General features: G+C 59.5%; 15 protein-coding genes, 1 tRNA gene and 2 pseudogenes. 13 read left to right on the forward strand and 5 right to left on the reverse strand.

Annotation, left to right across the window (positions count from 1 at the left end; translation table 11 throughout):
- Position 1 precedes the first annotated feature (1 nt).
- The 3 genes from aroC (at position 2) to BW974_RS08345 (ending at position 3,756) form a co-directional block, all read left to right on the forward strand.
- The gene (aroC, locus tag BW974_RS08335) at positions 2-1,195 is read left to right on the forward strand and encodes a chorismate synthase (RefSeq protein WP_076429673.1); all 1,194 of its coding nucleotides are present in this window, start codon (positions 2-4) and stop codon (positions 1,193-1,195) included.
- 43 nt (positions 1,196-1,238) lie between these two features.
- The gene (locus tag BW974_RS08340; protein WP_139328841.1) at positions 1,239-1,571 is read left to right on the forward strand and encodes a HalOD1 output domain-containing protein; all 333 of its coding nucleotides are present in this window, start codon (positions 1,239-1,241) and stop codon (positions 1,569-1,571) included.
- A gap of 118 nt (positions 1,572-1,689) precedes the next feature.
- A complete protein-coding gene (locus tag BW974_RS08345; RefSeq protein ID WP_076429678.1) occupies positions 1,690-3,756 on the forward strand; it encodes a hypothetical protein in 2,067 nt (688 codons plus the stop codon).
- Between the two features lie 35 nt (positions 3,757-3,791).
- Here BW974_RS08345 and BW974_RS25510 read toward each other — a convergent pair whose 3' ends face one another.
- Positions 3,792-3,929 carry a DUF7503 family protein gene (locus BW974_RS25510; RefSeq protein WP_175609646.1) on the reverse strand — a complete coding sequence of 46 codons (138 nt, stop codon included), beginning with the start codon at positions 3,927-3,929 and terminating at the stop codon, positions 3,792-3,794.
- Between the two features lie 193 nt (positions 3,930-4,122).
- Here BW974_RS25510 and BW974_RS08350 point away from each other — a divergent pair, with 193 nt between their 5' ends.
- The 3 genes from BW974_RS08350 (at position 4,123) to BW974_RS08360 (ending at position 6,136) form a co-directional block, all read left to right on the forward strand.
- Positions 4,123-4,479 (forward strand): HalOD1 output domain-containing protein, encoded by a 357-nt coding sequence (locus BW974_RS08350; RefSeq protein WP_076429680.1) that lies wholly within the window; start codon positions 4,123-4,125, stop codon positions 4,477-4,479.
- A 78-nt stretch (positions 4,480-4,557) separates the two neighbouring features.
- On the forward strand, positions 4,558-5,475 hold the full coding sequence (locus tag BW974_RS08355) for a DUF7504 family protein (RefSeq protein ID WP_076429682.1): 918 nt from the start codon (positions 4,558-4,560) through the stop codon (positions 5,473-5,475).
- A 31-nt stretch (positions 5,476-5,506) separates the two neighbouring features.
- On the forward strand, positions 5,507-6,136 hold the full coding sequence (locus tag BW974_RS08360) for a uracil-DNA glycosylase (RefSeq protein WP_076429684.1): 630 nt from the start codon (positions 5,507-5,509) through the stop codon (positions 6,134-6,136).
- A gap of 12 nt (positions 6,137-6,148) precedes the next feature.
- Here BW974_RS08360 and BW974_RS08365 read toward each other — a convergent pair whose 3' ends face one another.
- Positions 6,149-6,349, reverse strand: a complete 201-nt coding sequence (locus tag BW974_RS08365) for a hypothetical protein (protein WP_076429686.1) — start codon at positions 6,347-6,349, stop codon at positions 6,149-6,151.
- A 68-nt stretch (positions 6,350-6,417) separates the two neighbouring features.
- Between BW974_RS08365 and BW974_RS08370 the strand changes: the two genes are divergently transcribed.
- A complete protein-coding gene (locus tag BW974_RS08370) occupies positions 6,418-7,185 on the forward strand; it encodes a TIGR04282 family arsenosugar biosynthesis glycosyltransferase (protein ID WP_076429688.1) in 768 nt (255 codons plus the stop codon).
- Positions 7,186-7,215: 30 nt separating this feature from the next.
- Here the strand turns inward: BW974_RS08370 and arcD are convergent, their stop codons facing one another.
- Positions 7,216-8,661 (reverse strand): arginine/ornithine antiporter ArcD, encoded by a 1,446-nt coding sequence (gene arcD / locus BW974_RS08375; RefSeq protein ID WP_076429690.1) that lies wholly within the window; start codon positions 8,659-8,661, stop codon positions 7,216-7,218.
- Between the two features lie 146 nt (positions 8,662-8,807).
- On the opposite strand from arcD, the gene BW974_RS08380 reads away from it, so the two are divergent.
- A tRNA-Ser gene (locus BW974_RS08380) sits at positions 8,808-8,890 on the forward strand.
- Positions 8,891-9,346: 456 nt separating this feature from the next.
- Positions 9,347-9,505, forward strand: a pseudogene (locus BW974_RS27145) (CoA transferase); the annotation flags it as partial.
- A gap of 283 nt (positions 9,506-9,788) precedes the next feature.
- On the opposite strand, the pseudogene BW974_RS08390 reads toward BW974_RS27145, so the two are convergent.
- Positions 9,789-10,571: pseudogene (locus BW974_RS08390) on the reverse strand (malectin domain-containing carbohydrate-binding protein); the annotation flags it as partial.
- 127 nt (positions 10,572-10,698) lie between these two features.
- On the opposite strand from BW974_RS08390, the gene BW974_RS08395 reads away from it, so the two are divergent.
- Positions 10,699-11,412: a helix-turn-helix domain-containing protein gene (locus tag BW974_RS08395; protein WP_084186216.1), complete on the forward strand. Its 714-nt coding sequence runs from the start codon at positions 10,699-10,701 to the stop codon at positions 11,410-11,412.
- Between the two features lie 60 nt (positions 11,413-11,472).
- Positions 11,473-11,793 carry a DUF5785 family protein gene (locus BW974_RS08400; protein WP_076429696.1) on the forward strand — a complete coding sequence of 107 codons (321 nt, stop codon included), beginning with the start codon at positions 11,473-11,475 and terminating at the stop codon, positions 11,791-11,793.
- A 28-nt stretch (positions 11,794-11,821) separates the two neighbouring features.
- On the opposite strand, the gene udk is transcribed toward BW974_RS08400, so the two are convergent.
- Positions 11,822-12,571, reverse strand: coding sequence for a uridine kinase (gene udk / locus BW974_RS08405; RefSeq protein ID WP_076429698.1), 750 nt, complete (start codon positions 12,569-12,571; stop codon positions 11,822-11,824).
- Between the two features lie 175 nt (positions 12,572-12,746).
- On the opposite strand from udk, the gene BW974_RS08410 reads away from it, so the two are divergent.
- Both BW974_RS08410 and BW974_RS08415 read left to right on the forward strand, forming a co-directional pair.
- On the forward strand, positions 12,747-13,505 hold the full coding sequence (locus BW974_RS08410) for a GTP cyclohydrolase III (protein WP_076429700.1): 759 nt from the start codon (positions 12,747-12,749) through the stop codon (positions 13,503-13,505).
- A gap of 97 nt (positions 13,506-13,602) precedes the next feature.
- Complete coding sequence (locus BW974_RS08415) at positions 13,603-14,166, forward strand: CBS domain-containing protein (protein WP_076429702.1); 564 nt, start codon at positions 13,603-13,605, stop codon at positions 14,164-14,166.
- The last annotated feature ends 20 nt before the right edge of the window (positions 14,167-14,186 follow it).

Below are 14,186 nucleotides of genomic sequence, written 5' to 3' on the forward strand. Positions count from 1 at the left end.
TATGAACGGAAATCGGTTCGGACGCCTGTTTCAGGTCACGACCTACGGCGAAAGCCACGGCGAGGCGATGGGCGTCACCATCAGCGGTTGTCCAGCGGGACTCGAACTCACCGAAGACGACGTACAGCGCGATTTAGACCGGCGAAAACCCGGGCAGTCCATGATAACGACTAGTCGGGGCGAACCGGACGAAGTCACCATCAACAGCGGGGTGCAGGACGGCTACACCACCGGAACCCCAATCGGAATGGTCATTCAGAACAAGGACGCCCGGTCGGGCAAGTACGAACCGTTCATCACAGCCCCGCGGCCGAGCCACGGCGATTTTACCTACTCCGCGAAGTTCGGAACCCGAAACTGGGGCGGTGGCGGTCGGTCGTCCGCGCGCGAGACGGTGAACTGGGTCGCTGGCGGCGCAATCGCGAAGAAAATCCTCGCCGAACACGGCGTCGAACTGAAAGCACACGTCAACCAAATCGGCGACGTTCAGGCGGACGACGTGACGTTCGAGGACATCAAAGAACACAGCGAGGAAAATGAAGTTCGATGTGCCGACCCGGAAGTGGCCGAGGAGATGCTCGAACTGATAGATGAGTACCAGAAAGAAGGCGACTCTATCGGTGGGTCGATTTACTTCGAGGCGCGCGGCGTCCCACGCGGACTCGGTGCGCCGCGCTTCGACAGCGTCGAAGCGCGGCTCGGACAAGCGATGATGGCGGTTCCGGCCAGCACTGCCTTCGAGTTCGGACTCGGCAGGGAAGCCCGCGAATGGGCCGGACACGACAGAAACGACGAGTGGGAGTTCGCATCCGAGTCGCCGCGCGACTCGGATGCGAGCGGGAAGGATGGCGAACCACGACAGGTTCCGAAGCCGAGTTCGAACCGCCACGGGGGACTCCAAGGCGGAATCACGACCGGAGAGCCGATTTACGGTGAAGTGACTCTCCACGCGCCGACTTCGATTCCGAAAACGCAGACCACGGTGGACTGGGAGACGGGCGAGGAAAAGGAGGTGCAGGTCGTCGGGCGACACGACCCGGTTCTGCCGCCTCGCGGGGTTCCGGTCGTCGAAGCAATGCTGGCGCTGACGCTCGTCGATTTCATGCTTCTGGGAGGGCGAATCAACCCCGACAGGATGGATGATAAACTGGGAGAGTACGACACGGACTACCACCCGACTCGGCCCGAGACGTAATTTTATTGCTCTCCGTCGCATCTCATAGGATAGTACTCCGACCATGCACTCTGACGGAGGGATGGACGCGAGTGGGCCGACGGTCGTAGCGAGCGAACCCCGTGGATACCACGTGTATCACGATTCGCGTGACACGTACTCGCTCAGCGAAACCGTTATCGAAGCGGTTGCGACCATTCGAAACCGCGACCCGACCGACGACCCGATTCCGTTGGCGAGCATCATCGACCCGGACGCACTCGATTCGCTGTTCGCTAACACACATCGCGGGTCGGAACGAAGCGGGGGGCACGTCGTGTTTTTGGTCGATGGACTGGAGGTGTTCGTCCACGCCAACGACCATATCTTCATCCGCGAACAATCGGCCGACACCTAACGTCGGCTTCCGAAGGGTGCGGTCGCGGATTCTGGGTACTCTACAACTGTTTTAATATATTAGGTCGAAATTTAATACGACACAGAACGCTATCTAACGGTGTGGGGGTCGCATACCAGTGCTTAGGTTTGAACCACTCACGGACGCCGAACTCGCCGTCATCGACTCCATCGAGCGGCGACGGTACGTCCTCGGCGTTTCGTCCGCAGTAAATCCTGAACCAGCGGACGAAACGCAGTTTCACTTTCCGATTGACCGGGCAGTTCAGATTTCGACCGACGAACTCCGCCTCGACCAGCGCGTCGATACCTTCGTCCGTGGGGCGCAGGGAGAACCGCTGTTCGAGGTGAGTTCCGACACTAACGAACAGTTGCCTGCGGGAATCTACACCGTCGAACTGAATGCGCCCGTCAAACTCTACCTTCGAGTCGATGGGGAACTCTCGGTTCGGGCGACTATGGACAGCATCGTTTTCCGGTTCGACCCCGCGGAAGTACGCATCGGTGCGCGCTCGTATCACAAGCGTCCGGCGGTCACGGTGACGACGACGGACGACCCGAAAGACGTGTTTTTCGCCCTCTCGTCGTTGTCGTCCGCCCTGAAAACGACGACCTGCGAACGCTCGTATCCGACCCTTCGTGGCCATCCACCGAGCGTCGAACTGGGTGACGAACTGCACGTTCCCGACGAACTGGAACGACCGAATACGGGCATCCGCCTCGAACTGCCGCCGACGCTTCGCTCGGCATACGTTTCGGCCCCGCTCGCGTACTACCTCGGTGCGGAGGTGGTTCCCGGCGACGACCCGAAACTGGTCGCGGGCGGATTCGAATATCCGCTGTCGGAGACGAATTTCGAAACCGAAGTCGAGCGCGTGTTGAAACAGGTGTTTTTCCTCGACTGTCTTACGCGGACGGAGGGCTACTACCGAGTGAATCTCTACGAACGCGAGCAGGTCGAACGCACCGCAGACCTCACTTTCGATTTCGCAGACCTGTACGATCGACCCATCGCCGAGCAGTTGTCAGAGTATCTCTCCGTTCCGTTCGACCGACTCGCCCCGTGGATGCCGCGCTGGCCCCTGACTGCGCACGTCGCGCCGACGCCGGAGCGAATCGAGGCCCTTCCGTTCGTGGTGAACGACCTCGGCATCGTCAAAACGCCGCGGGCGACACCGGCATCTGTAGACGACATGCTATCGTCCGCGTTGGATTCGTTTCTTCGGACAACACGGGATGAGGGTACGACGCGGAATGAGGGTACGACGCGTGGATTGCGGGAAAATGATTCGCGATTCGTCCGCGTGCACGCGGACGAATCGCTCGAACAGGCGTGGTTCGCCGACGACATTCCGCTTCGTGCGACGAAAGCGATGCCGCAGGCGTTTCGGAACAAACTCGACCGGGAACCGAGCGCCGATACCATCGACATCGCCGTCGTCTGCAACGACTCGGCGATGGCAGTGGACGAGGGCGTCGAAACCGCCTACGGCCGTCGGTCTGAGGTATCCTTCGACGTGACGTTTCACGACGACTGTTCGATGGACGAACTGCGTTCCGTCCTCGAATCCGACGTGGATTTCCTCCACTACGTCGGGCACATCGACGACGAGGGCTTTCGCTGTCGGGACGGCGCGCTCGACGCGACGACGCTGACGACTGTGGGGGTAGCGACCTTCCTCCTCAACGCCTGCCAATCGTACGAACAGGGTGTCGCGCTCATCGACGCGGGCGCGGTCGGCGGCGTCGTCACGTTTCACGAGGTGGTGAACGACGGTGCCGCGAAAATCGGGTACGCGATGGCGAGATTGCTGAACCTCGGATTTCCCCTTCGCTCGGCGCTCGCGCTCGCTCGCGCCGAGAGCATCGTGGGGAGTCACTACCTCGTCGTCGGCGATGGGAGCGCGGACGTGGTGCAGGTCGAGGACGGCGTTCCGACCCTCTGTGACATCGTCACCCGCGACGACGGCGAGTACGACGTGACGCCGCGAACCTACCCCTCGCGGGAGGGGAAAGTCGGGACGATGGCATTCCCGCTGGTCGAATCGAACGACCAGCATTTTCTCGTACCGGGGGCGACCCGGACGTTCCGACTGACTGCGGACGAGTTACGCCAGTATCTCGTCTGGCATCAGTCTCCCGTGCGAAAAGACGGCGATTTGGTGTGGGATGAACTCTCACTGTAACGGCTGACTAAATCGCTACTGTTCGGCCCCCTCAATTACGGCCCGTACACCGCCAGCGTGCCGACGCCCGCCGCGGCGGTGCCTGCTTGTGAAAGCAGGCACGCCGCCATGAACAGCACGCCTATCATTCGCGGGTTCTCGCTAAGGTACGATTTGAACGTCTGGTCGGTCATCGGTACGAGATGGATACCAACCTCGACTCACTTCGGTATGAGCCGCGTAGAACGCGATTAACGAACCCTACGCGGACGACAGGCGAGAGCTACGTCGGATACGCACGGCTTTCGGTTTCGGTACGTCGCCCATAACCACACTCATTTGACTGACACAAATTTTTTACGCCAGTCAATCGCATAGTTTATTCTGATGAGTAGGGTGAACACGGGCCTCGATGGAAACGACCCGAAACCGACGCCTGTTGCGAACGAAACCGGCTATCACGTCTACCACGACGCGACGACCGATTGGGAACTCAGCGAAACTCTGCTCAGTGCAATCGCCGTAATTCGGAATATAGACCCGACTAAAACACCGATTCCGTTGATGAACACAGTTGACTCGGACGCGCTCGACGCTCTGTTTGCCAACACACACGACGGCCGAGAGCGGAGGCAAGGACACATCGTGTTCACCATCTCGGGACTCGAAGTGTTCGCGCACGCCAACGGACACGTCTTCATCCGCGAACGACCCGAACTCGACGGAGTCGGCGATGTACTCTAACCACTATTTGACGATGACAACCTGCAACGGAGAATCCTCCACCATGACTTCAAACGACCGAATCACGAGCAAGCGACCATGACCGAACCAACATTCGATTTCGACGTGGAACGTAGCATCCTCGTCTCCGTCCCGGCCCTCTCCAATGCTGTCTGTGACGATGGACACCAACTTTTCGACGCCGAAACGGAGTCCGTCGTCGCAGTGCTGTACGACCGCTCGGCAGACACGTTTCTCCGAACGTGGCGCGACAGCGTCGGAACGGTGCCGAAGTACGCCCAAATCGTCGATGTTGAACAGACGATTCGGTCTACGGCGACCGAACCGACGAGCGGTGCGAGCGGTACCCGCGGTACCGTCGTCCAAACCGTTCAACGACCCGACGACCTCAGTGGGGTCGAAACCGCCATCGAATCGGCGCTGGCGTCCGCGACCGGCAAAACGACGCTCGTGTTCGATTCTCTCACATCGTCACTCGAACACGTCTCGCTCGCCGAAATGGTGCCGTTTTTCAGACAGCTCACCGAACTGCTCGCGGATTTCGGTGCGACCGGCTACTTCTACCTCGACCGTTGCGCTCACGACCGCACGACGGTTGCGACGCTTCGCGCATTGACGAACGCGACGGCCGAACTCACCGACGACGGAGCCGAGTGGTCGGTTCATCGGCGGAACCCACCCACTCCGGACACTCCGTCGCTCGACGTGGTGTTCGACGTGCTTCGCTCGAAACGACGACGCGAGACGCTTCGGTATCTGCTTTCGAACCGCGGCCCAGTGGATGTCAAAGAACTGGCCACCGCAGTCGCAGACTTCGAGGAAGACGACTGCGCGACGAGGAACCAACATCGCAGATACTACACGACGCTGTATCAACTACATCTGCCGAAATTGGACGACGCGGGCCTCATCGACCACGATACCGCGAATCATCGAGTCTCGATTCGGGAGATGGCGGATTTGGTCGCACCGTTTCTCGCCCTCGCCGAGGAGTAGCCCCTTTTAGCGTCGCGCTACAACGACGGGTATGGACGCGAATCAGGAAACGCGCTCGAACCCGTTCAGCATGGACGAGGCCTGCACGAACTGCGATTTGTGCGAAACCCGCACGAACGTCGTTCACGGGTACGGGGACGTGGGTGCTGAGTTCCTCTTCGTCGGCGAGATGCCGAGCGCAGGGGCGGACGAAACAGGGATTCCGTTTACCGGGGATTCTGCGGGAGAGCGATTGCAGGACATCCTCGGCAGACTGGGCCTGAGCGAATCCCCGCCCGACGCGGACGAGCCGGAGATCGAAAACGCGTTTTTGACGTATCTGACGCGATGCTACCATCCCGAACGCGGCCCGAACGACGGCGAAATCATGACCTGCGAGCCGTATCTGAACGCCGAAGTTCGGATGATAAATCCGGAAATCCTCGTCCCCGTCGGGGAGCGTGCCCTGACTGAAATCGCCACGGAGTACACGACGACGCGCGCGAGCGACCTCGACATCACGGACGACCACGCGACGACGATTCGCGGCCGGGGATTCGAACTCGTGCCGATGGTGCATCCGGGAAAACAGACCGACGAGCAGACAGAGGCATTCGTGAAAGCATTCTCCGAGTTGATGGGGACCGACTATCGCCAGACGAAAGGCCGACAGGGACGATAAAAACGAGGTAAATTACCAGTACGGATTCTGCCGCCACTGCTTCGATTTCGCGCCGAGAACGGAGAGTGCGACGATAAACACGATACAGAGCGCGAGGGTGGCGACGGCCGCAACGTCCGAAAGGAGGGTCGCCACGAGCAGTGCGAGTGCGCCGAGCACGAGCACTGCGAGGGTAACAACGCCGAACAAGGCGAGGGGTTTCGTTCGTTTCATAGGGAAACTGAGAACAGACGGGGCATAAAATGGTGGCTTTCAAGGCCGTCCCGCGCCGATTGCCGAGTATGACTACCATCGCCGTGCTGGCCGACCCGCCGCGCGAGGGATTCGTTCTGCCGGAACTCGCAAACTCATCGCCGCTCTCGGAGGCCGAGGTAGCGGAACTGTACGCCGAAATGCTGAAAGACACGTTCGTCGCCGCCGCGAAAAGCGGCGGCGACCTGCTGGTCAACTACCGCCCCGACGACGCGATTCCGGACGAGTTCGCGGGTGAAATGAGTTCGGAGGAAGAACTCCGGGAACTGGCGGAGGAAGCACTGGAGGACGTGACACTCGGCGAAGACGAGGAGATTCGCTTCGAGGTGCAAGTCGGAGAAACGTTCGCGGGTCGCGCCGGAAACACCGCGACCCACTTACTGGAACAAGAAAGCGTGGATTCCGTCGCAATCGTGGACGGAACCGCGCCGATGCTGACGCGCAAAGACCTCGACAGCGCGGCGATGAAACTCCGCCGGAGCGAGGTCGTCCTCGGCCCCGCCGAGGACGGCCGAGCGTACTTCGTCGGTCTGAAAGATACCATCGACTTCACGGAAGCCTACGCGACACCCGAACTGGAAACACTGACCAAGAAAGGCGTTGACGCGGGCCACGAAGTCGATTTCATGCCGACGATGACGAACGTGCGGACGGGCGAGGATTTGCGCTCGCTGGTTCCCCTGTTGAACGCTCGAATCGCCGCCGGTCGAATCGTTCCGGTCAACACGGCGACGTATCTCCACGAACTCGGTCTGCGCGTCGAAGAAGTGGACGGAAAACGCGAAATCGTTCGGTAGCCGAATCGCCGAAATACGGTACTGCGGCCGTCAGTCTGCGGTCGTGGCGGATTTTTTCTTTTCCGACGGCGTTCCGATTCCTAGCCCTGTTGCGGCCATCGCGAACAGGATGAGCGGCGAGAGGAAGCCGAAGAAGTAGTACGGCGCGTACTGAAGCGTCGGAACGCCCAGCGCTGTGGCCATGTACACTGCTCCGGCGTGCCACGGAATGAGCGCGCCGGTCGGAGTTCCGGCGGCCTCGACCGCCCGCGAGAGGTCTTTGCTCTCCAGTCCGTACTCCTCGTAGAGGTTTCGGAGCGTCATTCCGGGAACGACGATGCTCATGTACTGCTGGGCCGTGAGAACGTTGGTGAGTGTGGCCGACGCGCCGGTTCCGGCGACCAGTCCCCCGACACTGCTGACCCTCTTCGAGAGGTGGTGGGCGAGCACCGCCAGCGTGCCAGTCGTCTCCAGCAGGCCACCGAGGGTGAGCGCCGCGACGACGACGCTAATCGTCCACGCGGAGCCTTCGATGCCGCCGCTCGCCAAGAGGTTGTTCACCATGTCCATCCCCGTCTCCGGGCTGGTGCCGCCGAGAAGCACCTGCCAGCTCTCGGTGAACGACTGCCCTTGCACCAGAATGGTCACTATCGCGCCGGAGAAGACGCCTGCGAGGAGCGACGGAAGCGCGGGGTAGCCGCGCAGTGCGAGTCCGAAGGTGACGACCAGCGGGAGGAAGACGAGCAGTGAAAGCGAGTACGTGCCCGTCAGCGCGGTCTGAATCTGGCCGACGCTTCCGGTCGAACCGCCGCTAACTGACTGCACGCCGAGGAAGGCGTAACCGAGGACGCCGATTCCGAACGCGAGGATAGTTCCGGTTCGCATTCCCCGGATGTGGTCGTAGAGATTGGTGTTCGTGACTGCTGCTGCGAGATTCGTGGTGTCGGAAAGCGGCGACTGTTTGTCACCGGCGTAAGCTCCCGAGAGGATGGCACCCGCCGTCATCGGGGCGGGAACGCCTAGTCCGGAACCGATGCCGATGAAGGCCACACCGAGCGTTCCCACCGTCGTCCACGAGGAACCGATGGAGAACGCGACGAGGCCCGACAGCACCGCGGTGACCGGAAGGAAGATGGTCGGCGAGAGGAGTTGGAGGCCGTAGTACATCAGTCCCGGAATCGTGCCGGAGCTAATCCACGTCGCGATGAGCGCGTAAATCGTGAACAGGATGAGAACGGCCTGCAAGCCCATCAGAAGGCTGTCCGCAACGCCGCCGTACAGGTCGTCCCACGACATACCCAGTCCGTAGTAGCCGACCAGTCCGGTGAATGCGATGGCCCACAGCAGAGGAATGTGTGGGTCCATCTTCAGCCAAGCCGAGCCGACACCTAAGAATACGACCGTTGCGAGAACTGGCAGGAGCGCCAGTCTCAGCGACGGCCGCCGGTTCTCCGGTAGCTCTGCGTATGTGAGGGGTTCGAAATCCAGTGACGCCATCGTACCCGTTTCGATGCACCAAGGGAATTAAACGGTTATGGTTCAATGTCTGTGGGTAATCGTTAGGCGAATAATCTATTCGTCCCGACACGTCGGTGGAACCAGACCGACAGTTCTTAAACCCGGTATCCAGTACTGTGGGGTGTGGTGGGATGGCAGAGCGGCCTATTGCGCCTGCCTTGAAAGCAGGTGGCGTCATGCCTCATGGGTTCAAATCCCATTCCCACCGTTTTTCACACGACTATTCGGCGAGCGAACGCTCCGCGGAGCGTTCGCTCGCCAGTCAGGAGTTGGGAAAACGGCGTCTGGATTTGAATTAGACCGAGGTTCTGCGTTTCACGCAGGTTCTCGGGCGTTGTTCAAATTTCAGTCACAGTACAGTCTACTGATTCCCTTCTTCGACTTCTGCGAATAGTCGTGATTCGAAAACCGCGTGCAGTGGGCGTAGTAAGAACCAACTCACGATTGCGGCGTGTGGACTGACGAATGCGATTCCTATCGAGAGCAAAAAACGACTGGAGAGACGACGAACCGTACCCCCAGAATAGCAACTGCTCGTGATCTGAGTCCTTGAGCCATGCTCCACAAAATCCTACCCCACACTGCCCTCACACCAACCTTTTTCGCGCCGACAGACCTCCCGCGAACACATGGGCGCACTTTCCGACCTCCGCGTGCTGGATTCCGAGATATGCTGGTTTCCGTCGAACAACCCGGAAGCGGCGAAACCGTGACGATTGCGGGGACGCCGATTAAGATGACTGAGACGCCGCCGGAACCCGGAACTCGTGCGCCACTACTGGACGAACATCGCGAGTCGGTGTTTCGAGAGTGGAATCGGTGAGCGAGAGCGCGGGCGTCGAATCCGGACTCGAAATCTCGCTCGAGCCGTCCCACGCAGAATCGTCTTCGTCGTCGTTCGCGCCATTCCACCAGTCGCCTTCCTCGTCTTCGTCGTCGCCATCTTGCCAATCTCCATCGTCCCAGCCATCGTTTTCGTCGTTCCCGTTGTTCCAGTCACCATCGCCGTTGCCAGTTCTGTCGTTCTGTGCGTTTCCGTTCCCATCCACGCGAACGACCTCGATACCCGAAAGCATCGGGTCTTCGATTTCGTGGATGAAGCGCACGTCAATCGCGCCGTCTTGCGGTTCCACGGCGAACGATTTCACGGTTCCTCTGTCGTGACCCAGTTCCTCGTACATGTCGTAATCGTCGAGGACTCGCTGTCCTTCGATTTCGACATCGAATTTTCGCGGCCCTTTCTCGTCGTAGTCGTTCCAACCGGAGTTACCGAAGTACGACTCCACGAAGTAGAGTCGGACGACGTATCTGCCATCTTCGACCGGGAAGCGATACTGCATCTCTGTGTTGTCGCTGAAGTCGTTTGGATTGTCGGCGTCGTATCGCCTGCTTTGGAAGACCGCTTCGGGCGTTCCGCTGGGAACGGACGGCGTCGTTGCGATTTGGTCGCTCGTCGTGTTCGTGTGACTGCCGCTTTGGCGTGCGTTTCCGAACCGCGATGGGCGCTGTTCGGAGTCCTGTTCCCAGTCGGGGCCGCCATCCGACATCGCAATGCGCTGGCCACCCACGTTGACGCGGTAACGCACGGTTTCCTCGGATGGCTGTGCTGTGGTCGTCTGTGTCGTTGGCGGTGTCGTCGTTTGCGTCGTTTGCGGTTGCTGGGTCGTGGACTGTGCCGAGTCAGTCGTTGACTGCTTTTCGGTGGTTTCAGTCGCCTGTGTGCTGGTCGGTGTCGGTTCCACCGTCGTCGTTCCGTCGTCCATTCCGCCCGGTGACGACCCGAGGATTCCGGGAATCCCCGCAACGATAATCATCCCGGCGACGAAAAAGACCAGTCCACCACCGATGAGTGCACCGTGAATAAATCCACCCGATGACGCGCCTGACATGTTTCTCAAATCCCCCTCGCGTGCGGCACCATGACCCGTTCTCACCGTTCTACGGAGTTAATTATACACCTGCTAAAGTGCAATTCTCTCGAACTATTTCGACCGAAATTGCCTGTTCTATTTAAACATGCATGATTCAGCAAGCAGAAAGACGAACTGGGTGCTCTCGCATCTCCCTCAAGTGAGTACGATTGCCGAAATTGCACTCCCAGCGAGCGAATTTGCGCTCCGCGAAGCGTTCTCCCGAATCCCCGGAGCCAGATTCGAAATCGTAGGAGTCGTCGCACACGATGCCGAACACGTTATGCCGCAGATGCGGGCGACCACGTCGGATATTGCGGTTCTCCAGTCGGTGTTGGAAACCGACCCGTCTGTTATCGATTTTACTCTTCTTACGACTCGTGACAATCGCGGACTGTTCTGGATGAGCTGGTGTGAAACCGTTCGAGAAATCGTTCATCTGCTAGCGAAAAGCGACACGACCGTTCTCGCCGCGCGCGCGGCGAACAGCGAGTGGCGGTTTCGAATCCAATCGGGAAACCGAGACGCGCTTTCTTCCGTCTACGAATCGTGCCGTGATGCGGGGTTTCCAGTCGAAATCCAAAACGTTCACGAACAGACGACGCTGGCCAAAGATTCGCGGGGACTCACGACACAGCAGTACGAAACGCTCCGAACCGCAATCGACCGCGGTTACTACGACATACCACGGAACGCAACCACGGAAGACCTCGCGGACGAACTGGGGGTGTCTCATCAGGCCATCTCGGAGCGACTCCGCCGTGGCCATCGCAGTCTCGTAAAGAGCGGTCTGTCGTCGTCGGGCGACGGTCGTGTGTAGATACCCGCGCGCTGACGACGGAAGGGAATCCTTTTCGTCCCCCCGGACTGACGTGCGAACATGGACTGGCCCCACGACCCAGACGGCGAGGAAGGGAGCGAGGGCGGACGGAAGTACGGACTCGCAATCCTCGCGAAGAAACTGGACGAAGACGAGGATTTCCCGCTTTCCAGCGAGGAGTTCGCCGAGAAACACGCAAACGAACCGATTCGCATCAACTACAAGAAAGTCGTAAGCGTCGCCGACATCTTCGAGCACGTCGAACCGGCAGAGTACGAGACGATCGTGGATTTCCACCGCGGCGTCGGTGCCGCAATGCGTTCCGGTGGCTTCTGGGACTACCACCCGGTCGGCGAAAATCCGGAAAAGAAACGAGCCTGAGAACGTCGAATTTGCGTACTAACTCTACTTATTCCCCATTTTCTGCGGAGTGCCATCGCTCCCCGTCACCGCCGGGTGTTGCGGCAGGTGGCGCGCGTCGGCTATCCCTGTCTGCGTGGTCGTCGGAAAGGTTCAGTTCCTCGTCCACATTCCACGTCGGATGGCTTCTGGCTTCCGCCTGCACTTTCTCCTCCAAGAGATTGACGGCGACCCGATTCGCACCTTCCGGAATGATGAGGTTGGCGTGCTTTTTCGTCGGTTCGACGAACTGCTCGTGCATCGGTTTCACCGTGGAGAGATACTGGTCCATGACGCCTTCGAGGTCGCGTTCACGGTCCACCACGTCGCGCTCGATTCGCCGGAGGATGCGAACGTCGGCGTCGGTTTCGACGTAGACCTGCAAGTCCAGCATCTCGTTGATTTCCGAATCGTAGAGGGCGAGAATCCCTTCGAGAACCACTACGTCGGTCGGTTCGACCGTAACGTGCTCGTCTTTCCGGTTGTGCATCGTAAAATCGTATTGGGGCATCTCGATGGTCTGGCCGGAGAGGAGTTCATCGAGATGGTCTCGGAGCAGTTCCCATTCGAATGCGGACGGATGGTCGTAGTTGACTTCTTCGCGCTCCTCGAAATCGAGGTGTGAGAGGTCTTCGTAGTAGTTGTCCATCGGAATGCGAGTGACGGAGTCGCTCACGTCCTCGGTTACCTCGCGGGCAACGGTGGTTTTTCCCGCACCGGTTCCCCCTGCGATGCCGATAACGAACGACGGAATGGTCATTATCGGGTCACTATCGGGGAGTCGCTTCAATTGCTCGGAACGAAAATTGGTAACTGAGAAGATAGTTATGTGCGAAGTTCACTTCTGAATCGGCGTTTTCATGGGTTCTCATTTCTGAGACGCAAATCACGATTAGGACAACTTATAGGCCAGTACGTCAAACCCACTGCCAACAGTGACGAACGCCCAGATTACGTTGGTTCAAATCGACAACTACGGCCCGTGGACCGTGACGCCGGAACCGCGCCGGGAAGTAGACCTCCAGACGCTCCAATCGCGTCTGTACGCCGATCTCTCACAACTCATCGGCAATCGGCAGGGCTACGTCTTTTTCACCCGGTTCGACAACATGGTCGCGGTGACGAACGGCCTGTCGATGGACGACCACGCGCTCGTACAGGAATCGGTCGCAAACCGCTACCCGGTGACGGTCAGTCTCGGGGTCGCCACCGGAACCAGCCCGGTGCAGGCGCTCGCGGACGCAACCGAACAGTTGCAGGATGCGGGAAGCGCGCAGGACAAATCGCGGCGCGAAATCCTCCGCGGACGAACCATCGACGAGGAGTTCCGAACCGACGACGACATCCAAATCGCACATTTCGACGTGAACGACATGACTGGCAACTTCACCGACGAAGTGAACGCCTTCGACTCGTTCATCCACATCGAACAGGGCTATGCGGAACTGATGAAGTACATGCGCGAAGCCCACGACTCGCTCTCCTTCTTCGTCGGCGGCGACAACGTCATCGCGGTTTGCCCGGAACTTGACGAGGCCGAATACGAGGACGCCATTCGACACGTTCGGGAGACGGTAGAAGTCGAACTGAAAGTCGGCGTCGGAAACGGTCGCGTTCCACAGGACGCCGGAATGGCGGCAAAGCACGCGCTGGAAACGTGTCGCGCGGACGGCAGTAACGTGGAGTTCCAGTAACGAACTGGACTCCGACAGCAGACCATAGGTATTCGCAGGAGACAGGAATAAAGGTGCCGGGGATAGCTTTTAGCATGGTTGTGTCAAACGTTCACATATGGACGCTGAAGTCACAATCCGGGATATGATGACCCGCGAATACGTGGGGGTCAGTGAATCCGACTCCGTGCTCGGCGCAGTACAACTCATGCAGACGGAAGGCGTGGGGAGCGTCGTCGTCCTTCGGGGACGCGAACCGGTGGGAATCATGACCGAATCGGACGTCGTCGGCCTCGTCGCGGACGAAAAGGATGCTACCGAAATCACCGTCGCCGACGTGATGACGAGTCCGGTCGTCTCGATGCGGGCAGACCGCAGTCTCGCGGACGCCGCGGGAGTAATGGCACAGCAGGGAATCAGACGGCTCGTCGTCACCCGCGACGACGAGATGGTCGGCCTACTCACCGAACGGGACGTGATTTCCGCCTCGGCATCGCCGTCGAGCATTACGTCTTCCCCCGAACCGGAGGTGGGCGACGCCGAACTCGTCGGAACGATGGAAACGAACGGCGGCGACACCGAATACGAAGGCCAAAGCATCTGTGAGGTTTGTGGAAAACTCACGCGGGAACTCGCGAACGTCAATGGCCAACTGGTTTGTACCGACTGCCGCGAGTATTAGATAGCTAAGCGACATCTTCT

Source organism: Haladaptatus litoreus (genome assembly GCF_900156425.1).
Classification (GTDB): domain Archaea; phylum Halobacteriota; class Halobacteria; order Halobacteriales; family Haladaptataceae; genus Haladaptatus; species Haladaptatus litoreus.

Bases quoted from the DNA above. Each gene is read 5' to 3' on its own strand.
- BW974_RS08365 (WP_076429686.1), bottom strand. From the start codon at position 6,349: ATGAAACGAACGAAACCCCTCGCCTTGTTCGGCGTTGTTACCCTCGCA.
- BW974_RS08415 (WP_076429702.1), top strand. From the start codon at position 13,603: ATGGACGCTGAAGTCACAATCCGGGATATGATGACCCGCGAATACGTG.
- aroC (WP_076429673.1), top strand. From the start codon at position 2: ATGAACGGAAATCGGTTCGGACGCCTGTTTCAGGTCACGACCTACGGC.
- BW974_RS08400 (WP_076429696.1), top strand. From the start codon at position 11,473: ATGGACTGGCCCCACGACCCAGACGGCGAGGAAGGGAGCGAGGGCGGA.
- BW974_RS08370 (WP_076429688.1), top strand. From the start codon at position 6,418: ATGACTACCATCGCCGTGCTGGCCGACCCGCCGCGCGAGGGATTCGTT.
- BW974_RS25510 (WP_175609646.1), bottom strand. From the start codon at position 3,929: ATGACCGACCAGACGTTCAAATCGTACCTTAGCGAGAACCCGCGAATG.
- BW974_RS08340 (WP_139328841.1), top strand. From the start codon at position 1,239: ATGCACTCTGACGGAGGGATGGACGCGAGTGGGCCGACGGTCGTAGCG.
- arcD (WP_076429690.1), bottom strand. From the start codon at position 8,661: ATGGCGTCACTGGATTTCGAACCCCTCACATACGCAGAGCTACCGGAG.
- BW974_RS08355 (WP_076429682.1), top strand. From the start codon at position 4,558: ATGACCGAACCAACATTCGATTTCGACGTGGAACGTAGCATCCTCGTC.
- BW974_RS08360 (WP_076429684.1), top strand. From the start codon at position 5,507: ATGGACGCGAATCAGGAAACGCGCTCGAACCCGTTCAGCATGGACGAG.
- BW974_RS08350 (WP_076429680.1), top strand. From the start codon at position 4,123: ATGAGTAGGGTGAACACGGGCCTCGATGGAAACGACCCGAAACCGACG.
- BW974_RS08395 (WP_084186216.1), top strand. From the start codon at position 10,699: ATGCATGATTCAGCAAGCAGAAAGACGAACTGGGTGCTCTCGCATCTC.
- udk (WP_076429698.1), bottom strand. From the start codon at position 12,571: ATGACCATTCCGTCGTTCGTTATCGGCATCGCAGGGGGAACCGGTGCG.